The following is a 22,712-nucleotide window of genomic DNA, read 5'->3' on the forward strand; positions in this document are numbered from 1 at the left end:
TATTCTTTGTCTTTTACAACCTGTTCCTGTTCATACCGCTAATCCCCTTCTTCGTAGTTATTGTAATGCAAATGAAGCCAGTCAGGTTATAGTACTTGCAAAGCTCACCAGAAAAGTGTTGCATAAAAAATATGTAAGCGGTACCATATTATTGGCAGTTTCAAAGTAGACTTTAACCAACCTAAGAGAAGCTTACGATACAAGCTGTATTACGAAGAACAGTCAGGAAGTAAATCTAACTTTATGCTTATGAATGGGAACTGATACGTTCACAAAATGTGTAGGAGGATGAGATCATGGGCAGCAACAAATTGGCTTGGACCTGGCGGGTGAAAGAGGAGTGCCTGGAGGAGTATGTGCAGATGCACCTGAATCCCTGGCCGGAAATTCTGGAGGAGCATTCCAAAGCTGGAATTACGAATTATTCAATTTTTCAGAATGGCAATCAGTTTTTCTATTGCTTTGAATGCAAGGATACAGAAGCGGCTTTTGCCTACATTGCCCAGAGTGATGCCTGCAACAGATGGAACGCCATTACGTCGGAGATGGTTGAAGGCTCCTTTGATTTCAATGAGGAGAACCCGATGGTTCCGCTGCGTGAAGTGTTTTATCTGGAGTAAGGCTATCTTTTCTGTTTATGAACTATACGCGGGTAATGAGTTCTCCTTCGAAGGAAGGAGGGCTTTTTTTTGCTGTATGCATTTACCGCTGCACCCGGCTGCTCTGTCTCCGGAAGGGGAAGAACCCCGACTAGAGACCGAGAGAAAAACCCTTCGCCGGGAGGTTTTGGAGACCACCCGAAGGCTCTACACTTAGCTATGACAGCAATACATAAAGATCAGGCACACGGAAACCAATTCATACAGAAGTGGAAGGGGAAAAGAGAAATGACATGGTTAACAAAGTGGTCTTTCGGCAATAAGGGGGCAGTAGGCCTCCTGGTTGTCATGGCGCTGGTGGTGGGTATACTCAGCTATACTTCGCTGCCCATGGAGTTTATGCCGGAGGCTGATAATCCTCAGATTACCGTTACGGCGCTCGGCCCGGGCCAGGATGCGCATTCTATGGAGGCGAATGTGACGAAGCCGATTGAGGCGGCAACCTCAGTCGTGAAGGGCAAAACCGAGCAGATGTCTACTTCCGGTGATGGCTATGCGAAGGTGGATATTTATTTTGACGGCAAAACCAATATGAAGGATGCGGCGCAGGAGGTTGAAAAGGCTGTCCGCGCACTGCATTTCCCGGAAGGCGTCATGGACCCGTTCATTGTACAGCTGAACACCTCTATGATTCCGATCTCCGAGCTCACGATGTCCTTCGACGAAGGGATGACCAAGGACAATCTGAAGCTTGCTGAAGATAAGATCATTCCTGAACTGCAAAAAATCGATGGGGTAGCGAACGTAGCCCTATACGGCAAAACGGCTCCGCAGGTCCATGTGAAGCTTGATCCAAAGGCGATGGCTGCAAAGGGCGTTGCCACATCCCAGGTGTTGGGACTGCTTCAGGGACGCAGCGTATCAGCTTCGATTGGGGAGCAGACCCTTGGCGGACAGACGGGGAATGTAAATGTGGTTTCCTCCATAGACAGCATTGACACACTGAAAAAGCTGCCGGTCGCCTCAGGTGTAACCCTGCAGGATATAGCTGCTGTTCAAGCGGTGACCGACCAGGAAAGTGTCAGCCGCTCGAACGGGAAGGATGTATTGTTCGCCATCATCACCAAGGAAGCGAATGCCAATGCAGTCGATGTGGGCGATAAGGTGCGCGAGGTTGCGAAAGACCTGACCCAATCGAACAAAAATGCTGAGGTTGCCGTTATTTTCAGCACCGCGGATATGGTTGTCACTTCCGTCAACAGTATGATGCGTGAAGTGCTGCTCGGTGCATTATTTGCGACGATCGTCATTCTGATCTTCCTGCGCAATGTGCGCGCTACGCTGATCACGGCGGTATCTATTCCGCTGTCGCTGGCGGTTACTCTATACTTGCTGGACGTTTCCGGCATTACCTTGAACATTGTTACGCTGGGTGGTGTCGCCGTCGCAGTCGGGCGGCTGGTCGACGATAGTATTGTCGTTATTGAGAATATTCACCGCAGGATGCAGAAAGAGCCTTTCTCCATCGACATGATTATCAGCGCTACCCGCGAGGTCGCAAGGGCCATCACTACATCGACTATAGCTACAGTTGCTGTATTCCTGCCCATGGGTCTGCTGAACGGAAGCCTGCAAGCCTTCCTGCTGCCGTTCGCGCTGACGGTGACCTACTCCCTGTTAACTTCACTGGTAGTGGCGCTGACAGTTGTCCCTCTGTTAAGCTCCTGGCTGCTGCGCAGCTCTTCCCTGAAGGAGCACAAGCCATCCAGAGGCTTCGGCCGTTTTCTGGAATGGAATCTGCACCACAAGTGGATTACCCTGACTCTTGGTCTGGTGCTGCTGGTGGGTTCCGTTGCCGCTTATGTTACTATGCCCAAGGGGGCGCTGGATGCATCCGATGCCAGCAATGTAACCATACAATTGGTCTATCCGAATGATGTTCCAGTGAAAGAAGTGCTGGAGAAGGGCAAACAGCTGGAAGCGGAACTGATGAAGCAGCCGCAGGCGGAGACCGTGATCATGATGACCGGCAACAGCGCAGACTCGGCGCAATGGGGCGAAGTGTCTTCACTGACCCAGGTGAAATACACCGTAATGATGAAGAAGGACGCGGATGCGCAGGCGTTCCTGGATCATATCCGTGGCCTTCAGGAATCCTATGCGGGAGCAACCCTGACTGCAAATGAGTCCAGCATGATGGGTGGAGGCTCGACCAGTGAGTATGTTGATATTGTTGGGGACGATCTGGTATCCATTAAGACAGTCGCCCAGTCCGTAGCCGCTAAAGTAAAAACGGTAGACGGCGTAAAAAAGGTCACCAGCAACATGGAAGATACCAAGCAGGTGTTCGCGTTCAAGGTGAATCCGGCTGCAGCGAATGCACAGGAAATTTCCATGCAGCTGTCGGCGATGCTGAATCCGGTGCCGATGGGGCAAATGGAGCTGGAGGGTTCCCCTGCCGGAGTGGTATTGGAGCCTGTGCTGCAACCGAAGTCGCAGCAGGATTTGCAAAATATTACGATCATGACCGCCGGAGGGCCGCAGCCGCTCTCGAAATTGGCTATCCTTGAGGTCACCGATCAGCCAGCCATGCTCTACCATAAGGACGGCAAACCCTATGTGCGTATTACAGCTGAGGTCGATCCGAAGAAAGTGTCGGCTATTGGAGCGGATATCAAAAAACAAACGGACAGTATTACACTTCCCGAAGGAGTAACGCTGTTCGCAGGCGGGGCTTCGGCGGATCAGGCCGGAGACTTCAGCGACCTTGGCATGACGGCACTGATCTCCATCGGTCTGGTGTATCTGATCATGGTCTTGACGTTCAAGACCCTGCGAGCACCGCTGGCTATTATGTTCTCCCTGCCGCTCGCGGCCATCGGAGCCGTTGTCGCCTTGATTATTTCCGGTGTGACCCCTGACTTCACCGCATTGTTCGGAGCTTTGATGCTGATCGGTATCGTCGTCACGAATGCGATTGTGCTGATCGACCGGATTAAGCAGAATGAAGAGCATATGACTGTGCGCGAGGCCATCATTGAAGCAGCCGGAACACGGATGCGTCCGATACTAATGACAGCTATCGCTACGGTATGTGCCATGCTTCCACTGCTGTTCGGTCATACAGAGCAGGGCAGCATCGTCTCGCAGAGTCTGGCCATCGTCGTTATCGGCGGCTTGATTGCAGCAACTCTGCTGACGCTGGTAGTGGTACCGGCCATCTATGAGCTGCTGTACTTCCGCAAATCAGCAAAGGAACGGAAGAAGCAAAAGGCTGCAGCTGCGGCATAAATAAGTCTGGCAGTTAGCAAATGCGCCTGACCCAAGAAGGAAGCTATACAAAGAGCAGTGCGGGATTTCCGCACTGCTCTTTGGCATATTTTCGCATGGACGATATGAAATTATGCGGGGGAATCCGGAAGGTCTGCCGAAGAGGCGATGTGTCTCCTTGGAGGCCCCTAGTTGCCGGTACTCTCATATTTCGAGAGTCCGTACCGGAAGATGCCATAAGCTGCCGCCGCACTGCCCGCTGCCACGACGGGAGCCAGCATCCACCAGCCGCTCCACCCGCTTTTGCCGAAAATGTAAGTCGCCGGATAGAAGCTGATGAAGGCATATGGCAGTACGGTGGAAATAAACACCCGCACTGCCTGCGGAAACAAAGTGACCGGATACTTGGCCAAATCGGCCAAATTATGCACCATCAGCGGAAAGGCATTCCCGGCATTGCGAATCCAGAAGGCCGCCGAGTTTCCGGCCAGATTGATCGATACACGAATGATAACCGCCGTCAAAAGCAGCAGAATAAGGATAACCACTTTGGCGAAGCTCCACTGGATATGGCTGTGAACCAGCGATTGCCAGATAATCACTCCGCCGATGAGCAGATTGCCAAGGCCATTAATACCGATCCCCGTACAGAAGACCTGAAGCACAACTGGCACCGGCCGCAGCAGATAACGGTCCAGTTCGCCTTGATTGACCAATCTTCCCAAACGCCAGGTGCCCTCGAAGAATAAAGAGCCAATGCCTTCCGTCAGAAAAATCATCGCATACATGAAGGTAACCTCCCAGAACTGCCAGCCGTTAATATCGGGAATCCGGTCATAGATCACCCACAGGAACACAAACCCAAGCACCTGGGTCAGAGCGGCGGAACACATTAAGATGTAAAAGTCCTTATTGTATTCCAGGATTGCTTTTAGCTGCTGCACATAGAGCCTTTTATATAGATAGAACATTCGTGACAACGTCATTACCACTCCTCCTTCCGCCTAACCTCCATGAATAGTCACCTGACGGACCGCCCAGTTCCACATGAATTTCCCGGCGATCCAGAGCGCTGCTCCCCAGAAGCATTGAATCCCGATCAGCTTCAGACTCTCCAAGGTACCGGCCTGCTCCAGAAAAATCATAGTCGGCGTGTGGATAATACTCTGAAACGGAAGCAGCAGTGCTGTCCGTTCCAGCCAGCCGGGGAAAAAGGCCAAAGGCACCAAAGCTCCGGATAGCAGATTGGTTAGGGCAATCCGGGTCCAGACAATGCCCATGGAGCCAGTGGACCAAAAGCACAGCAAGGCTGCAAGATACACCACGCCGAATTTCACCGCAATGGCCCCCAGCAGACTGAGCGCGAACAGCACATAGACGAGCGCAGAATGGGGGAGGGCCAGGCCGGAAATGAAGAAGGAGAAAATCACGAGAATAATCGTACTTATGCCGCCTTCCAGCAGGCTTGTGCCCAGCGTTTCGGAGAAACGGGCCGTTTGAAAATCAATGGGCTTCAGCAAGTCTACGGCAACGCTGCCATCGAGGATTTTTCCGGAAATCGCGGTTTCCGAGTACCAGGACAGCACAGAGTTGGCCAGGAAAGTGACTAGCAGATAGGTTTTCATCTGATCCCACGTGTATCCGCCCACTGTCTCACGGCCCCCATAAATGCCTGCCCACAAAAAATAAACCGCCAGCAGATTGATCGCATTAGACAAGAAAGTGACGACGTAGGAGAAGCGGTAGGATAGAACATTTTGCAAGGATCGGTTGGCAATACTGCGGTATTTCTTGAGCTTGACTACGGGCATGGCTGCCGTCACACCTCCTCATTCCCCTTTTTGATTAAGGTCCAGGTTTCCGTCGTACACCGCTTTGATCACCTGCTCAATGTTGGCATCCTCCATGCGGAAGTCAATCACTTCGCCATGCTTCATCACCCGGCTGACCACTTCACTGGCCGTATATTCATAGCGGTCGAAGGAGACGGAGAATTCCTGTTCATTTTGCCGGTCCAGCTTCATTCCGGGCGTCTGTGAGAGCAGATTGTACAGCTCCGGCATCGGCACGCCCACTTGGAAGAAAATCACGCGGTTTCTGGCAAAGCGGGATTTGACCTCGCTAAGACTCCCGTCATAGATGATGGAGCCGTGGTCGATGATAATCAGCCGTTTGCACAGATCCTCAATGTCGCCGAGATCGTGGGTAGTGAGCATAACGGTGGTTTGCTGCTCCTGATTGATTTTTTTGATGAACTCGCGGATTTTTTGCTTCACGGAAACGTCCAGTCCAATTGTGGGTTCATCCAGATAGAGAATCGGCGGGTTATGTAGTAAGGCGGCTGCCAGGTCCGCACGCATGCGTTGACCCAGGGAGAGCTTTCGCGCAGACAGATGGATGAACTCATTCATGCCCAGCAGCTCCGTGAACTGATCCAGATTAGCCTTATAGACAGGCTCCGGGATCTGATAGATATCCTTCAGCAGCGAAAAGGATTCCACAATCGGAATATCCCACCACAGCTGCGTGCGTTGTCCGAACACGGCTCCGATCTGCGCGGCGTTCTCCATTCTTTTCTTATAAGGATTGATACCGTTTACAGAAATGCTGCCTGCAGAGGGCATGAGGATGCCTGTCAGCATTTTGATCGTGGTGGATTTGCCTGCACCGTTCGGCCCCACATAGGCCACCGTCTCGCCGGCTTCCACACTCAGATTCAGCGGCTGCACCGCGATCTTCTCGATATGCTTCGGGATGAACAGATGCTTGACGGCTCCCGCCAGGCCTGGCTCTTTCACCGCCTGCATGAACGATTTGGACAGCCCGCGGGCTTCAATAATACTCAAGTATAGACCTCCTTCATTCCTAACTTCCAAAGACGTATAAACAAATATAGCACCGGCCTGATGTCGAAAACTATCGGTTTAGGTCGGACGGTAAAAAAATTTATAAGATTATGACGAATGATGAACAAAAGGCTAGCCGCAGGCTGGATTACAGACCCGGGTTAGCCGCTTTAATATTTTTTGTATACCTCTGCATTGCTTAACTAGGCTGCTCCTTTTAGCAGGTTTCATTTTGTTCTGATCTCATATTTTTCAACGTTCATTCGTAAGATTAGCCCCTGTCAATTGTCTCTTAAATATCCTATGATATATTTACTGTTATTCAAGGCTAAGTTATCTTGTAAGTTTATAAGAGAGCTAGGAAATATTGCTATAACAAATATAGATTCATTATTATTAGTGAATACATTCACAATCATTCCGGATTCACTAACGACATTAACCGAGGAGGCGTTTGTGTTGACTACCTTCAATTCCAAGATGAAAATGTGGTGTTCGCCGGATGATCTTCCAGCAGCTCAAGCTGCGTCTTTTCACCATAATCATTCATCTGATACATATAGCCCGTTGCAGTCTCCAGTAGTCTCTTGCGTGAAAGAGAACAAAGCGATATATAGTGAAGCGATGGTTTCTTCTATGCGGGAAGAGATGGTGGCGATCAGCCAGTTCATTCCCATTCCTTATGTTGTGTTTCTGGCGGATGAAGAGGGCTGGATTCTCGATCTGATCTGCTCTTCACGAAGCCTTCAGGAGAACATGGACCGTGCAGGTATGAGTGCGGGCATCAATCTCTCCAAACGGTATTCAGGCCTGAATGCGGTCTCACTGGCTATGGAGATGAACCTTATAGGGGTGGTGCGGGGAGAGGAGCATACAGATGCTGCTTTCCAGAGCTGGAATTGTGTATGCGCGCCTTTGATTCTGGACGGGGGTACGCATGGTTATGTGGATATTTCTTTTGATTCCGGTCAGCAGATAGATTTTGCGATTCCGTTCGTGCAGCAATTGGCTGATAATGTGGCGTATAAACGGATGGTGAACAACGCAAGCCTGCAAAAGTTCAGACGGGACACGGTGTTTGGCGAATATAAGCTGACTGCGAGAGAGAAGGAGGTAGCTGCACTATGGCTGGCGGACAAAAGTGCGCTGCATATCTCGAGCGCGCTGGGGATCAGTGAGGGCTCTGTACGGAATGTAGTAAAGAGCATTTATATCAAAATGAATGTAAATGACCGCTCCCATTTTGCCAAAAAGCTTATATGAACGTAAAAAAGCGGCGGCTAATCCGCGAAGCCAGGAATGACTTCGGGATTAGCCGCCTTGCGTTCAGGGTTTGATAGAGCGCAGCTTTAGCCGCAAGAACAATTCAATACCGGCTTGCGCGCAGCCTGGGTCTCATCCAGACGGCTGATCTCCGTAGTATGCGGAGCATTGATTACGATCTCCGGCGTTTCCTGGGCTTCCTTGACGATTTGGATCATCGTCTCGATGAACCCGTCGAGCGTTTCTTTGCTTTCGGTTTCGGTTGGCTCGATCATCATACATTCCTCTACCGTCAGCGGGAAATACACGGTTGGCGGGTGGTAGCCGAAGTCGAGTAGCCGCTTAGCCACATCCAGTGTCCGTACCCCGTACTGCTTAAGGTTTCGGCCGGACATGACAAACTCATGCTTGCAGATACCCGGATAAGGGATTTCAAAATACGGCGCGAGCCGGTGCATCATATAGTTGGCGTTCAGCACGGCATTCTCAGAAACCTCACGCAGGCCGTCCGGCCCGTAGGTACGGATATAGGCATAGGCACGGACCAGGATGCCGAAGTTGCCGTAAAAGGCTTTGACGCGTCCGATGGATTCCGGACCGCCGAAGTTCAGCGAGTAGCTGCTGTCTTCGTTTTGGATCACCGTCGGCTGTGGCAGGAACGGAATCAGCTTCGCCTTCACGCCGACTGGTCCGGCTCCCGGACCACCGCCGCCGTGCGGGGTGCTCATCGTCTTGTGCAGATTCAAATGCACGACGTCGAAGCCCATATCGCCGGGACGGGTAATGCCCATAATCGCATTGGAGTTCGCTCCGTCGTAATAGAGCAGGCCACCCGCTTCGTGTACGATCTGAGCGATTTCAATGATTTGCGTTTCGAACAATCCGAGTGTACTCGGGTTGGTCAGCATCAGGGCTGCGGTATCGCTGCCGACAGCTGCTTTCAGCGCTTCAAGGTCAACCATCCCCTTATCGCCCGATGGGATCGTTATCGTTTCCAGGCCGGCTGCAGAGGCACTGGCCGGATTGGTGCCGTGCGAGGAATCGGGCACGATGACCTTGGAGCGGGTCTCGCCGCGGCTCTCATGGTAGGCGCGGATCATCATCAGGCCGGTCCATTCCCCATGGGCACCGGCGGCTGGCTGCAGAGACACGGCATCCATGCCGGTCAGGGCGGCCAGATCCTTTTGCAGAGTATGCATCAGTTCAAGGGCACCCTGAATGCTCTCTTCCGGCTGGTAAGGGTGAATCTTGGCCAGTCCCGGGAAGCGGGCAACGTCCTCATTGATCTTCGGATTGTATTTCATTGTGCAGGAGCCGAGCGGATAAAAGCCGTTGTCCACGCCGAAGTTGCGGCGGGACAGGGCGGTATAGTGGCGGATGACATCCACTTCCGATACTTCCGGCAAGACTACCGGCTCGCTTCTCAGCAGTCCGGCGGGAATCAGGGCATCGATGCTCTCTTCCTGCGGAACATCACACACGGGCAGGGAATAGGCCGTGCGGCCGGGACGGCTAAGCTCAAAGATCAGACTTTGTTCCGGTTTCATATACAGCCCTCCAGTGCCACTTTGAATTGGTCAATTTCCGTTTTGCTTCTTTTCTCGGTGACAGCGACCAGCATATGTCCGTTCAATTCAGGATAGTCCCGGCCCAGATCATAGCCGCCGAGGTAGCCTTCCTTCAATAGCCTGGAATTGATCTCGCTGACGCTGGAGCCTTCTGGCAGTTTCAGAACAAATTCATTGAAGAACGGTGCCGTGAACGCTGAGGCTGCGCCCGTTAATTCGCCCAGCTTGGTGGCTGCATAATGGCTCTTGCGGATGTTGAGCTCCCCAACCTCGCGCATGCCTTCTTTGCCCATGACGGACAGGTAGACGGAAGCGCACAGTGCGAGCAGCGCCTGGTTGGAGCAGATGTTGGAAGTGGCCTTTTCGCGGCGGATATGCTGCTCGCGTGCCTGCAGTGTCAGCACGAAACCGCGTTTGCCGTTACGGTCAACGGTCTGGCCGACGATCCGGCCCGGCATGCGGCGCATGAGGGGTTCGGCTACGGCGAAGAAGCCGCAGGTAGGACCACCAAGTGAAGCGGGAATGCCGAGCGGCTGGGCGTCACCGACAACAATGTCTGCGCCAAGCTTGCCCGGCGTTTCGAGAATGCCTAGCGCCAGCGGATTGGCACTGACCACGAGCAGGCCTTTCACGGCATGGATCAGCGGCTCCATCGCACCAAGGTCCTCAATGGCGCCGAAGAAGTTCGGCGACTGTACCAGCACGGCTGCTGTGTCGCCGTCAATTGCGGCGGCTAGCTTGGCCTGATCCGTTACTCCGTTTGTGTAGTCAATCTCCACAACATCCAGGCCCCATGCACCCGCTGAGGTACGCAGTACCTGACGTGCTTCGGGATGGACGGTGCGGGAGACGATCAGCTTTTTGCGTTTTGTCGCACCGGCGGCAAGCACCGCAGCTTCCGAGAAGGCGGTCGCGCCGTCGTACATACTGGCATTCGCTACTTTCATGCCGGTCAGCTCGCAGATATAGGACTGGAATTCGAAGATCGCCTGCAGCTCACCTTGGCTGATCTCCGGCTGGTAAGGGGTATAGGCGGTATAAAACTCCGAGCGGGAAATCACATGGTTAATGACAACAGGGATATGATGGTCATAGAGCCCAGCACCGAGGAAGCTGGCGTGAGTGTCGAAGCTGGCATTTTTGTCGGACAGCTCCTTCATATGGCGCAGTAGCGCGTATTCATCAAGTGCTTCTGACATCGGCATCGTTCCCTGATAACGGACAGCCTGCGGGATGTCGGCGAACAGCTCCTCCACGGACTGAATCCCGACAGCCTCCATCATCTCCTTGCGGTCTTGCTCGGTCATCGGCAGATAACGGTGCTTCATTGCGGCTTCACTCCTTGGCTCTTTTTATAGAATGGCGCTTTGACCACGGCTGCCTTAAGCTGTTTGCCGCGGATCTCCACGTATAACTCTGTTCCAAGCTCCGCATAGGCGGCGTCTAGCAGGGCCAGACCCAAATTGCGTTTTAGCGTTGGCGACTGTGTGCCTGTCGTGACCTCACCGATCTTCACACCATCCGCATAGACCGGATAATGCGAGCGCGGAATCCCGCGGTCAATCATTTCCAGGCCCACGAGGCGGCGGGGAAGTCCGGCTTCCTTCTGCTTCACCAGTGCGTCCTTGCCGATGAAGCTGGCTTTGTCCAGCTTCACAAAGAACTGGACTCCCGCTTCCAGCGGTGTAATGTCCGCCGACAGCTCTTGGCCGTACAGCGGTAGCTTCGCTTCGAAACGAAGCGTATCGCGTGCACCGAGTCCGGCGGGAGTCAGACCGTGCGGAGCGCCTGCCGCAAGCAGGCCGTTCCACAGCACAGCTGCCGTATCCAGTGGCGCGTACAGTTCAAAACCGTCCTCACCGGTATATCCGGTCCGGGAGAGCAGAACCTCTACGCCGCAGACTACAGCGCGCTCGATGAAATGAAACGGTGCAAGCTCCGTAATGGGCGCTGAGGTTACTTCGGCCAGAATCGTCTCAGCCAGAGGGCCTTGCAACGCAAGCAGCAGCGTTTCATCGGAGACATTGTTTAGCGTCACACCGCTGAATTCATCTGTGAGATGCTCCTGCAGCCACTGGAAGTCCTTGTCGATATTGGAGGCATTGACGACCAGCATGTAACGCTCTTCGGCCAGTCGGTAGACCAGAAGATCATCGACTACCCCACCGCTTGGGTAGAGCATCAGGGTGTACTGCGCACCGCCATCCTGAAGACGGCTGACATCATTGGTGGTCATCCGCTGCAGAAAGGCTTCCGAGCCGTTGCCGCTGACCATGAATTCGCCCATATGCGATACATCGAACAGTCCGGCCTGCCGGCGTACAGCCTCATGCTCCTTCACGATTCCCGTGAATTGCACCGGCAGCTCCCAGCCGCCGAAATCAATACATCTGGACTCCGCATAGGCGGAGTAGAGGTCGTAAAAAGGTGTTCTTTTCAAAGCATCCATCGGCTCACTCCCTTGTCTGATTACATGCGAAAAAGGACAGGCAAAAGACAAATATGCACAACCCGCATATAAGCCTTTCGCTCTGTCCTTTGTACCTGAGAGTTACCCTGCTGACCAGCGCGCAGGTTTCCCCGTTGGTGATCCGAATCCCTGCCGGGCAGGTTTCAGATAGCTCTCCAGAGATGCGTCCGGCAAAGGTCCTTTTGCCTGAGAGATTCACCCTCCCGGGCTTACTCCTTCGGCGCTGTCTTCTCAGAGACAGTCTCTCCCTATGCCATCATTCGCAAACCGTATTGTTTTCTACTGACTCCATTAAAGCGGGTATACAACTCCGATGTCAACAAAAAAACGTCAAAAAGATGACAAATTTTATTTTCCTGTCAGTTATATTGACATTGAGCAGCGCAATAACTTAGTCTATAACTAATTTTATAACTCCAAATGTGGAAAAGAGGCGGCTTAAGAATGAGTGAAGTGCTAGACAACCTGTTGTACAGCGAAGAGCATGAATGGGCGCAGCAGGGTGAAGGGCGCACAGTACGTGTCGGAATTACGGACCATGCCCAGCATCTGCTTGGCGATATCGTATTCGTGGAGTTTCCTGAAGTGGGTGCGGCCCTCTCGGCTGGCGACAGTGTAGGCAGCATCGAATCCGTCAAGACGGTATCTGAGCTCTATTCTCCGGTATCGGGAACAGTGACCAGAATCAACGATGCACTCGAAGCCAGCCCGGAGCTGATTAACGATCAGCCTTACAGCGGCGGATGGATTTTTGAACTGGAAATCACCGGGGAGTTTGCCGAAGTCGCGTCTGGACTCCTGGATGCAGCGGCTTATGGCAAGTTGATTGAAGAATAGAATAACCTACGGACACTAATTTCCGGCATATAAAATAAAGACAGGCCTTCACATCGCATTTCGTGTTACTAATGTGTGAGGTCTGTCTTTTTTGTGATTTTTAATGTGTACTTATACATTGGAATCCGTCTTTAATTAGGGAATTCGAATAGCCCGGGGGACAACTGCGGTGCGATGTTCCAAAACACAGGATGTAGAGCGACCGCATTACCCGCGAACACTATGCACAGCAGGGCGAAATGTTAACGTGTACGCGGCCGTATGGCAGGCCTTAGTAAGGCTACTCCTTTTCCTGGAGCTGCCGAAGTACCGTAATCTCCACGCGCCGGTTTTTCTGCCGTCCTTCTGGAGTAGAATTGCTCACAGCAGGACGGGTATCTGCATATCCGGCATATTGAAACGTATCCGGGTTCAATCCCTCTTTATCCAAAAAGAAGCGCAGCACCGAGAGGGCACGGGCGCCGGATAATTCCCAGTTGTCGTTATAACGGGAACCGGCAGACACCGGCATATTATCAGTATGGCCTTCGATACTGATTGTTGCTCCAATGCCGCGGAATAGTCCTGACAGCTGACGCAGCGCAGGGAGGGCGGGCGCTTTGAGCTCGGCTCTGCCTACATCGAACAGGTAACGGTCACTGAGTGTAATGGCAATACCTTGCGGTTTATCCGCCACAAAAATCTGGTCACCCAGATGGTTGTCTTGGACATACTGGGTGATGACGCCCATGAGCGCAGCCAGTTTGGCTTCTTGCTCGCGGAAGGCCTGCTCACGCGCCGAAGGCTCCGGGTCGGCAGGGGGCGGACTGGCCGTCGGGCCGGTAGCCGCATTCTTTTGCTCCTGGCCTGTATCCGCGCTGTCTCCGTTCCCCCCGTTCTTCCCATTCCCCGTTCCTGCGGATTGCAGCCCTTTTTGACCCTCCAGAACACCATTTCCACCATCTAATACCGGATTTCCGCTTTTAAAAGTGTCCGATAAAGAGCTCGTGACGATGTTGAATTTATGTGTATCCAAACTGCTCATGGCAAACAAAATCACGAAGAAAATAAGCAGCAGTGTAATCAGATCCGCATAGGTGATCATCCACCGGTCGCGGTTCTCCCGTCCATCTGTGCGAGGCTTTCTGCGGTTTCTCTGTCTCATGAGGGACCTCTGGTAATATCGCTGCCGTGTTCCTTGGCGGAACGGTTCAAGAAGGAACGGAGCTTTTTACGCACAAGCTGGGGATGATCCCCGTTCTGCAGGGCAAGAATGCCTACCATAAGCATTTCCATAGTACCCAGCTCACTTTGGCTGCGGGATTTGATCTTGGAGGCAATGGGTAAAAATATTAGATTAGCGCTGGCCACACCGTATAGAGTCGCTGTAAAAGCAACTGCGATGGAAGCTCCCAAGTTAGAAGGATCGGTTAGACTGCTGAGCACGCGGATCAGACCCATAACCGTACCGATGATGCCCATGGTGGGCGCATAGCCGCCTGCGGCTTCAAAGATTTTGGCATAGCCTTCGTATTTGAGCTCTTTAGCATCCATCTCCAGCTCCAGAATCTGCCGGACCTGCTCGGGGTCTGTTCCGTCAACAATGAGCATGAGTCCTTCACTGGTAAAGGGGTCGGGATGCTCTTCGGCTCTTTTCTCCAGGGCCAGCACACCGCCGCGTCTTGTGATTGTAGCCATGGAGATCAGCTCTTCTGCCTGTTCTTCCATGGTGTCCGAATGTTTGCCAAAAGCTACCCGCACCGCCGCTGGGACGCAGCGCAGTCTGGAGGCCGGGAAGCTGATCAGCACGGCGGCAAGCGTGCCTCCGAATACAATGAGTGCAGCATTTAACTGCAGCAGGCCGGACAGGCTTCCGCCTTCCCAGAAAAAGCCGCCGATGAGTGCTGCTAGACCAGCCAGCAAGCCAATAATTGAAGTAATATCCATGAGTTCAAGCTCCTTAAATTTCTATATATTATGGTTTGCATGAATCTGGGCAACACTGTATAATAAACGGGAACAAGTATTCTTATCTTCCATATATTTCAGATCGTATGGAGAGAGAATCATCAGGGCCACAATTATAATATATTCATATATTTTAGACGATAGAGGGGAGACGGGCAAATGAATGATATTGTCGTCAGTACGCAGACTTTTCAGTTGGAGTCCGAGTACACACCCCAGGGCGATCAGCCTCATGCCATACAAGAGTTAGTGGACGGCATCCGGCAGGGCAAGAAGCACCAGACGCTGCTGGGAGCGACCGGTACAGGGAAGACCTTTACCATCGCACAAATGATTTCCAAGCTGAACCGGCCCACGCTGGTTATTGCGCACAACAAGACGCTGGCTGCCCAGCTTGCGAGTGAGTTCAAGGAGTTTTTTCCAAGTAATTCGGTAGACTACTTCGTCAGTTACTACGATTATTACCAGCCAGAGGCGTACATTCCCTCCTCCGACACCTATATCGAGAAAGATTCCAGCATAAATGAAGAAATTGATAAGCTGCGCCACTCTGCGACCAGTTCTTTGTTCGAACGGCGTGACGTCATTATTGTGGCCAGTGTTTCCTGTATTTACGGCCTCGGTTCCCCTCAGGAATACGGAAGCCTGCTGCTGTCGCTGCGTGTGGGTATGGAGAAGCCGCGGAATCAGATTCTGAGCCGGCTCGTGGATATCCAGTACCAACGCAACGACATTAACTTTGTGCGGGGCACTTTTCGCGTGCGCGGTGATGTGGTGGAGATCTTCCCGGCCTCACAGGGTGAGCATGCCATCCGTGTAGAACTGTTCGGCGATGAGGTGGAACGGATTACTGAAATTGATGTGTTGACCGGAGAATTAATCGGAGAACGCGACCATGTGGCTATTTTCCCGGCATCCCACTTTGTCACCCAGGAAGAAACCATGCGTGTGGCTCTGGTCAATATTGAGCGTGAGCTGGAAGAACGGCTGGCTGTGCTCCGGGATGCAGGTAAACTGCTGGAGGCCCAGCGTCTGGAGCAGAGGACCCGTTACGATATCGAGATGATGAAGGAAGTCGGCTTCTGTTCCGGGATCGAGAACTATTCCGGACCGCTCACCTTCCGGGAGCCGGGAGCAACCCCTTATACACTTATGGATTATTTTCCTGACGATATGCTGATTGTAATCGACGAGTCCCATGCGACATTGCCGCAGATTCGGGCGATGTACAACGGTGACCGCGCGCGCAAGACAGTTCTCGTGGAGCATGGCTTTCGCCTGCCATCCGCGCTGGACAACCGGCCGCTGCAGTTCGAAGAATTCGAAGACAAGGTGAATCAGATTGTATATGTATCCGCCACACCAGGCCCTTATGAAATTGAACATTGCGAGACGATGATTCAGCAGATTATCCGGCCTACGGGTCTTTTGGACCCGATTATCGAGGTTCGTCCGACAGAGGGGCAGATTGATGATCTGATCAGTGAAATCCGTGACCGGGTGGAACGTGACGAGCGTGTACTGGTTACGACTCTGACCAAGAAAATGTCCGAGGACCTGACTGATTATTTCAAGGAAATCGGCATTAAGGTCCGCTACATGCACTCTGACATTAAGACGCTGGAGCGTATGGCGATTCTGCGTGATCTCCGGTTAGGCGCCTTCCATGTTCTCGTGGGGATCAATCTATTGCGGGAAGGCCTGGATTTGCCGGAGGTATCCCTCGTTGCGATTCTTGATGCCGACAAGGAGGGTTTCCTGCGTTCCGAGCGTTCACTCATTCAGACCATCGGCCGTGCGGCCCGTAACTCCAATGGCCGTGTAATCATGTACGGTGACCGTATCACAGACTCGATGGAAAAGGCTATGTTCGAAACCCAGCGCCGCCGGGAAACGCAGATTGCCTACAACGAAAAGCATGGAATCACACCCACAACGATCAACAAGAAAGTGCGCGAAATTATCGAGGCCACTAAGGTTGCTGAGTCCAAGGCCGAGTATCTCACCGGCGTGGGCGGCAAGATGAGCAAGAAGGATCGCCAAAGTCTGCTTCAGCGTCTGGAGGCCGAGATGAAGGATGCCGCCAAGAACCTGCAATTTGAGCGTGCCGCAGAGCTGCGCGACGCTCTGCTGGAGCTTCGGGCAGAGTGAGGTAGTGACTTATGCAAACTTGTTTTGCACAGTAAAGTACAGGAACGGCGCTGCATATGGCCGTTCCTTTTGGATAAATTGCTCTAGGCCCTTGCGCATCCCGAAGGGACAGCCTGCAGTTCGCAGTGTGCGCATCCCGAAGGGACAGCCTGCAGTTTGCAGTGTGCGCATCCCGAAGGGACAGCCTGCAGTTCGCAGTTTGCGTATCCCGAAGGGACAGCCTGCAGTTCGCAGTCTGCGCATCCCGAAGGGACAGCCCGCAGTTTGCAGTCTGCGCATCCCGAAGGGACAGCCCGCAGTTCGCAGTTTGCGTATCCCGAAGGGACAGCCTGCAGTTCGCAGTCTGCGCATCCCGAAGGGACAGCCCGCAGTTCGCAGTCTGCGTATCCCGAAGGGACAGCCCGCAGTTCGCAGTCTGCGTATCCCGAAGGGACAGCCCGCAGTTCGCAGTCTGCGTATCCCGAAGGGACAGCCCGCAGTTCGCAGTCTGCGTATCCCGAAGGGACAGCAGTTGTCCCTGAAGCGCCAACAGTCCAGCGGTCCCGTTAGGGACAAGCGCTCTTCAGTCCACATCAGCTAAACCCATCCGTCCTCCCTCCTTCGTCAGCAACATTGCGGGTGTCCAGAGGGTGCAACCCTTGGGGCCCTCCCTTGGCTAAGGGAGGGTTTGGGAGGGATCGAAAATATTTTGATATAGCTTTGTAATAGGCTTGATATCTAGGAGGTTATACCGTTGGCGAATGAAAATATTGTAATTAAGGGTGCCCGAGCGCACAATCTCAAGAACATTGACGTAACGATTCCGCGTGACCGCTTCGTCGTGCTGACGGGACTTAGCGGCTCCGGCAAATCGTCGCTTGCATTCGATACAATCTACGCAGAAGGACAGCGCCGTTATGTGGAATCCCTGTCAGCGTATGCACGACAGTTCCTTGGTCAGATGGAGAAGCCGGATGTTGATTCTATTGACGGGTTATCCCCGGCGATTTCCATTGACCAGAAGACAACAAGCCGCAACCCGCGTTCTACTGTAGGTACAGTTACGGAGATTTATGACTATCTCCGGCTGCTGTTTGCCCGGGTAGGACATCCTCATTGTCCGGATCATGGCATCGAAATTACTTCCCAGACCGTGGAACAGATGGTAGACCGGATTATGCAGTATCCCGAGAAGACCCGGCTGCAGATTCTGGCACCGGTAATCTCAGGGCGCAAAGGTGAACATAAGGGACTGTTCAGCGACATCTCGAAGCAGGGCTTTGTCCGTGTGCGCGTGAACGGTGAACTGCGTGAGGTTACTGAGGATATCGTGCTGGAGAAGAATAAGAAGCATACGATTGAGGTCGTGGTGGACCGGATCGTCATTAAGGATGATGTACAGACCCGGCTGACGGATTCGCTGGAGACCGCGCTGAAACTGTCCGGCGGGCAAATTCTGGTTGATATCATTGGCCAGGAGGAGCTGTTGTTCAGCTCGAACTTTGCCTGTCCGATCTGCGGGTTCAGTATCGAGGAACTAGCGCCGCGGATGTTCTCTTTCAACAGCCCCTTCGGGGCTTGCCCGGAATGTGATGGGCTTGGTGTGAAGATGGTTGTCGACCCGGATCTTTTAATTCCTGATCAAGAGAAGAGCATTGAAGAAGGCGCCTTTTTGGCCTGGACCGGCAACACATCGAACTATTACCCGCAATTTCTGAAGTCGGTTTGCGAGCATTTCAACATCCCGCAAAATGTGCCGGTAAACAGTCTGTCACCAGAACATATGCAGAAGCTGCTGAACGGAAGGGGGAGCGAGAAGATCCGCTTCCGTTATGAGAATGACTTTGGCCAGCGGAAGGACACGCTTGTCGTCTTCGAAGGGATTATTCCCAATCTGGAGCGGCGATACCGGGAGACGTCTTCCGATGGCATTCGTGAGTTCATTGAAGGCTTCATGAGTGCCAAGCCTTGCCATGTGTGCAAAGGCAAAAGATTGAAGAAGGAAATTCTCGCCGTAACGGTCAACGAACGGAATGTTGCGGATGTTACCGATCTGTCGATTGGAGATTGCCTTGAATTTTTCGACAACATTGCTCTGAGTGAGAAGGAAACAGCCATTGCCAACCTGATTCTCAAAGAAATCAGCAGCCGCCTCGGCTTCCTGGTCAACGTAGGTTTGAACTATTTGACGCTCAGCCGTGCAGCGGGCTCGCTCTCCGGCGGTGAAGCGCAGCGGATCAGGCTGGCAACCCAGATCGGCTCCAGTCTGATGGGCGTGCTGTATATCCTCGATGAACCGAGTATTGGTCTGCATCAGCGGGACAATGATCGCCTCATCTCAACACTTGGGCATATGCGCGATTTAGGCAATACCCTGATTGTGGTTGAACATGATGAAGATACGATGATGGCTGCCGACTATATTATTGATATTGGTCCGGGTGCGGGTATTCATGGGGGGCAGGTCATGGCACAAGGCACACCTCAGGAGATTATGAATGATCCGAATTCCCTGACCGGGGAGTACTTAAGCGGACGCAAGTTCATTCCGGTTACCTCCAATCGGCGCGCTACAGATGATCGCTGGATTGAAATCCGCGGGGCCAAAGAGAACAACCTGAAGAATGTGAACGTCAAAATTCCACTTGGTGTTTTCACGGCTGTAACCGGGGTTTCGGGTTCGGGCAAGTCTTCACTTATTAATGAGATTCTCTATAAGAGTCTGGCGCGTCAGCTGAATAAGGCTGTCAAGGTGCGGCCGGGTCAGCACAAAGAAATCCGCGGGCTGGAAAATCTGGACAAAGTCATTGAAATTGACCAGTCGCCAATCGGACGTACACCGCGTTCCAATCCGGCAACCTATACGGGCGTCTTCGATGATATTCGTGATTTGTTCTCCAAGACGAACGAAGCCAAGGTGCGCGGCTTTCAGAAAGGCCGGTTCAGCTTCAATGTCAAAGGTGGACGCTGTGAGGCGTGCCGTGGGGATGGCATTATTAAGATTGAGATGCACTTCCTGCCGGATGTTTATGTTCCCTGCGAAATATGCAAGGGTAAACGTTACAACCGTGAGACGCTGGAAGTGAAGTATAAAGGCAAAAGCATCTCCGATGTACTGGAAATGACCGTAGAAGATGCAACAGAATTCTTTAAGAATATCCCGAAGATTCACCGTAAAATGCAGACCCTGCTGGATGTTGGGCTAGGGTACATCAATATTGGTCAGCCGGGAACCACCTTGTCCGGCGGTGAGGCACAGCGCGTGAAACTGGCCTCCGAGCTATACCGTCGCAGTACCGGCAAGACATTATACATTCTGGATGAACCGACAACGGGACTGCATGTAGATGACATAGGCCGTCTGCTTGAGGTGCTGCATCGTCTGGTAGACTCTGGTGAATCCGTGCTCGTTATTGAGCATAACCTCGATGTGATCAAGACCGCAGACTATATCATTGATATGGGCCCAGAAGGCGGTAGTGGCGGGGGGACTGTTCTTGCTACAGGAACACCGGAGAAGATCATCAAAGTGGAGGAGTCCTACACTGGCAGGTACCTGAAACCAGTATTACTCCGTGACACCGAGCGAACCAAAGCTCTCGAGCTGCAGACCTCAGATAACATATAACCGGTAAGATTCGAAGCAGGGCAGAGGCGTATCTGGCTTGTAGCCGAAAACAAGAAAGGGCCGAGGAATGCACCACGGCCCTTTTACATAAATGCAAACTATTTATTGACTGCTGATCCCGATGATGATTTTGAAGGCATTGCGCGTTTTTCTTGAACGCTTGAAGCCCTCTCTGAAATCCATAATCCATACGGTCTTTCTTATCCATACTCTAATATACAATGAGTGGAATTTGATAGGGTGCACAACTCCCTTTTCTTCGATCTCTGTGCCATCAGTCCGTTCCGTTTCCGTTCTAAGTAGCCATCTGTTGCCAACACCGAACTCAATATATTTCAGAAGACATTACTCCTTGGACGTAGTTACAGGTTCGGATTCCAAAATAGCGGTAAGCTTTTCCTGAAGTGCAGACACGCCTACGCGTCCCGTAAACGCATGGAAATTCTCCTGTTCTTGACGCTGTTCTGTGTAGAAGGAAATGAGCTGCTCCAGAACGGGTCCCACCCGTTCAGCCTGTACGCGGCCCTTCAACGGCCGGGCGAATTCAGCTGCAGGTCCACGGTCTCCGCAGCCAAGCGTTCCGCCAACAGCAATATCGAACGCATCGGTCATGCCGTCCGGTGTCTTGATCAGCGTGCCCTGCAGGCCGATATCGGCAACCTGCTTTTGTCCGCAGGCATTGGGGCAGCCGATGAAGTGAATGCGCAGCTTCTCATCAAGCCGGATATGCTCATCCAGATAGGCAGCGATACTGACAGCTCTCTGTTTGGTCTCGACGAGGGCCAGGTTGCAGAATTCATTGCCCGTGCAGGCGACTGTGCGGCTGATGAAGGGTTTGGCTGATGGCGACAGCCGCTGCAGCACTGGGGCTTCCAGAAGAGCGCTGAGCTTCTCATTCGGAACCCCGCTGATGATGATGTTCTGTGACATCGTGGTGCGGAGCTTGCCTTCACCGTACTGATCCGCAAGCTCAGCTAACTGATCCAGCTCATCGCTGTTCATCCGGCCGACGGGAACATTCAAGCCAACATAACTGAGACCTTCCTGAACCTGTGGATGGACTCCGTCAAAATAAGCGGCTTGCCAGCCAATCGTCTGGTCCTCGCCGCGCGTGGGCAGCTCGCCTACGGCTTCAATCAGTTTTTCTTTGAATTTCTCCGCGCCCCAATCGGCGACAAGAAATTTCAGACGGGCGTGATGACGTTTCTCCCGGTAGCCGTAATCCCGGAACAGTGTGATAACACCGGCAGCTACCTTCAGTGCCTCTTCAGGCTTAACAAAGACATCAAGCTTTTGCGCCAGATGTGGTTTGGCTGACAGTCCGCCGCCAACCATCAGATGGAACCCCAGAGTTTCAACACCATCGATGACTTTTAGCGCAGGTGTATAGGCCAAATCATTAATTTCCGCTTGTGCGTTATTGTACTTGTTAGCAGACACAGAGATTTTGAATTTGCGGGGCAGGTTGGAGAAGTCACGGTTCAGCATAAAAAAGTCATTCAGTTGCTCTACTATATCTGCCGTATCAAACAGCTCATCCTTGTCGATCCCTGCCAGCGGGTTGCCAACAATTGTCCGCGGACAGTCGCCGCAAGCTTCGAAGGAATACAGTCCGGCGGCTTCGAGACGCTTGAAGATATCCGGCAGATTCTCGACAGTAAGCCAGTGGAACTGGATGGCTTGGCGTGTAGTCACATCAACCAGGTTCCGTCCGTACAATCTGCTGATTTCAGCCAGTGCTCTGGCTTGGCCTGAAGTCATAATACCGGTGTTGATCCGCACGCGCATCATGAAATGGCCATCCCGCGGCTTTTGCTGATATACCCCGGCCCATTTGAACAGATCCATATCATCGGCCGGGATGGAGCTGTAGCCCTCCAGGGCATATTTTTCAATAATGGTGCGGATCACATCCAGGCCGTCCTTCTGCAGTTTGACGAATTCGAATTTGCTCAGTTTCTCGGGAGCAGCATTCCATATCGGTTCGTAAGCCATATCTAACTTCCTTTCTGGTGATGTATCGGATGAATCAAGAAGCCCTAAGATTATAAGCCCGATGGTAACATAGCCTGGAGTCATCCGGCAGTGAGGGTTGTAGCACAACAGTATAACGATTGTTTATCAATAAATAAGGACTTGCTGATAGTTCAAATA

At 52.5% G+C, this 22,712-nt stretch carries 17 protein-coding genes and 1 riboswitch; of the genes, 7 read left to right on the plus strand and 10 right to left on the minus strand.

Annotated elements, in window-relative coordinates; genetic code table 11:
- Positions 1-296 precede the first annotated feature (296 nt).
- Entirely contained in the window at positions 297-620 is a 324-nt protein-coding gene (locus A3842_RS03665; protein WP_074100474.1) for an L-rhamnose mutarotase, read from the plus strand.
- Between the two features lie 267 nt (positions 621-887).
- Complete coding sequence (locus A3842_RS03670; RefSeq protein ID WP_074100475.1) at positions 888-3,890, plus strand: efflux RND transporter permease subunit; 3,003 nt, start codon at positions 888-890, stop codon at positions 3,888-3,890.
- Between the two features lie 167 nt (positions 3,891-4,057).
- Here A3842_RS03670 and A3842_RS03675 read toward each other — a convergent pair whose 3' ends face one another.
- From A3842_RS03675 to A3842_RS03685, 3 genes are read right to left on the minus strand one after another with little or no spacing between them, the layout of a single operon-like run.
- Positions 4,058-4,855: an ABC transporter permease gene (locus tag A3842_RS03675; protein WP_074100476.1), complete on the minus strand. Its 798-nt coding sequence runs from the start codon at positions 4,853-4,855 to the stop codon at positions 4,058-4,060.
- 18 nt (positions 4,856-4,873) lie between these two features.
- The gene (locus A3842_RS03680; RefSeq protein ID WP_074087246.1) at positions 4,874-5,680 is read right to left on the minus strand and encodes an ABC transporter permease; all 807 of its coding nucleotides are present in this window, start codon (positions 5,678-5,680) and stop codon (positions 4,874-4,876) included.
- Between the two features lie 18 nt (positions 5,681-5,698).
- Complete coding sequence (locus A3842_RS03685; protein ID WP_074100477.1) at positions 5,699-6,715, minus strand: ABC transporter ATP-binding protein; 1,017 nt, start codon at positions 6,713-6,715, stop codon at positions 5,699-5,701.
- 459 nt (positions 6,716-7,174) lie between these two features.
- Here A3842_RS03685 and A3842_RS03690 point away from each other — a divergent pair, with 459 nt between their 5' ends.
- Complete coding sequence (locus tag A3842_RS03690) at positions 7,175-7,978, plus strand: helix-turn-helix transcriptional regulator (protein ID WP_074087244.1); 804 nt, start codon at positions 7,175-7,177, stop codon at positions 7,976-7,978.
- Between the two features lie 86 nt (positions 7,979-8,064).
- On the opposite strand, the gene gcvPB is transcribed toward A3842_RS03690, so the two are convergent.
- The 3 genes from gcvPB to gcvT are packed head-to-tail and all read right to left on the minus strand — an operon-like array spanning position 8,065 to position 11,995.
- Positions 8,065-9,525: an aminomethyl-transferring glycine dehydrogenase subunit GcvPB gene (gene gcvPB / locus A3842_RS03695; protein ID WP_074087243.1), complete on the minus strand. Its 1,461-nt coding sequence runs from the start codon at positions 9,523-9,525 to the stop codon at positions 8,065-8,067.
- A complete protein-coding gene (gene gcvPA, locus A3842_RS03700; RefSeq protein WP_074087242.1) occupies positions 9,522-10,874 on the minus strand; it encodes an aminomethyl-transferring glycine dehydrogenase subunit GcvPA in 1,353 nt (450 codons plus the stop codon). Before gcvPA ends, gcvPB begins: the two co-directional genes overlap by 4 nt.
- Positions 10,871-11,995: a glycine cleavage system aminomethyltransferase GcvT gene (gene gcvT, locus A3842_RS03705; RefSeq protein ID WP_074100478.1), complete on the minus strand. Its 1,125-nt coding sequence runs from the start codon at positions 11,993-11,995 to the stop codon at positions 10,871-10,873. The genes gcvPA and gcvT overlap by 4 nt, the downstream gene beginning before the upstream one ends.
- Positions 11,996-12,180: 185 nt before the next feature.
- Positions 12,181-12,276, minus strand: a riboswitch (glycine riboswitch).
- A 184-nt stretch (positions 12,277-12,460) separates the two neighbouring features.
- Here gcvT and gcvH point away from each other — a divergent pair.
- Positions 12,461-12,853, plus strand: coding sequence for a glycine cleavage system protein GcvH (gene gcvH, locus A3842_RS03710; protein WP_074100479.1), 393 nt, complete (start codon positions 12,461-12,463; stop codon positions 12,851-12,853).
- 280 nt (positions 12,854-13,133) lie between these two features.
- On the opposite strand, the gene A3842_RS03715 is transcribed toward gcvH, so the two are convergent.
- Positions 13,134-13,997 (minus strand): flagellar motor protein MotB, encoded by an 864-nt coding sequence (locus tag A3842_RS03715; protein ID WP_074100480.1) that lies wholly within the window; start codon positions 13,995-13,997, stop codon positions 13,134-13,136.
- A complete protein-coding gene (locus tag A3842_RS03720) occupies positions 13,994-14,779 on the minus strand; it encodes a flagellar motor protein (protein WP_074100481.1) in 786 nt (261 codons plus the stop codon). The genes A3842_RS03715 and A3842_RS03720 overlap by 4 nt, the downstream gene beginning before the upstream one ends.
- 180 nt (positions 14,780-14,959) lie before the next feature.
- On the opposite strand from A3842_RS03720, the gene uvrB reads away from it, so the two are divergent.
- The 3 genes from uvrB to uvrA all read left to right on the plus strand — a co-directional run bounded on the left by uvrB (position 14,960) and on the right by uvrA (position 20,558).
- Positions 14,960-16,951: an excinuclease ABC subunit UvrB gene (uvrB, locus tag A3842_RS03725; RefSeq protein WP_074100482.1), complete on the plus strand. Its 1,992-nt coding sequence runs from the start codon at positions 14,960-14,962 to the stop codon at positions 16,949-16,951.
- A gap of 91 nt (positions 16,952-17,042) precedes the next feature.
- On the plus strand, positions 17,043-17,531 hold the full coding sequence (locus A3842_RS31825) for a collagen-like domain-containing protein (RefSeq protein ID WP_178382285.1): 489 nt from the start codon (positions 17,043-17,045) through the stop codon (positions 17,529-17,531).
- Positions 17,532-17,684: 153 nt separating this feature from the next.
- Positions 17,685-20,558, plus strand: coding sequence for an excinuclease ABC subunit UvrA (gene uvrA, locus A3842_RS03730; RefSeq protein WP_074100483.1), 2,874 nt, complete (start codon positions 17,685-17,687; stop codon positions 20,556-20,558).
- 102 nt (positions 20,559-20,660) lie between these two features.
- Here uvrA and A3842_RS03735 read toward each other — a convergent pair whose 3' ends face one another.
- Entirely contained in the window at positions 20,661-20,897 is a 237-nt protein-coding gene (locus A3842_RS03735) for a DUF3977 family protein (protein WP_074100484.1), read from the minus strand.
- Between the two features lie 6 nt (positions 20,898-20,903).
- Positions 20,904-22,553, minus strand: coding sequence for a nitrite/sulfite reductase (locus A3842_RS03740; RefSeq protein WP_074100485.1), 1,650 nt, complete (start codon positions 22,551-22,553; stop codon positions 20,904-20,906).
- Between the last annotated feature and the right edge of the window lie 159 nt (positions 22,554-22,712).

The organism is Paenibacillus sp. P3E, from assembly GCF_001909045.1.
GTDB classification, from domain to species: Bacteria; Bacillota; Bacilli; order Paenibacillales; family Paenibacillaceae; genus Paenibacillus_AQ; species Paenibacillus_AQ helianthi.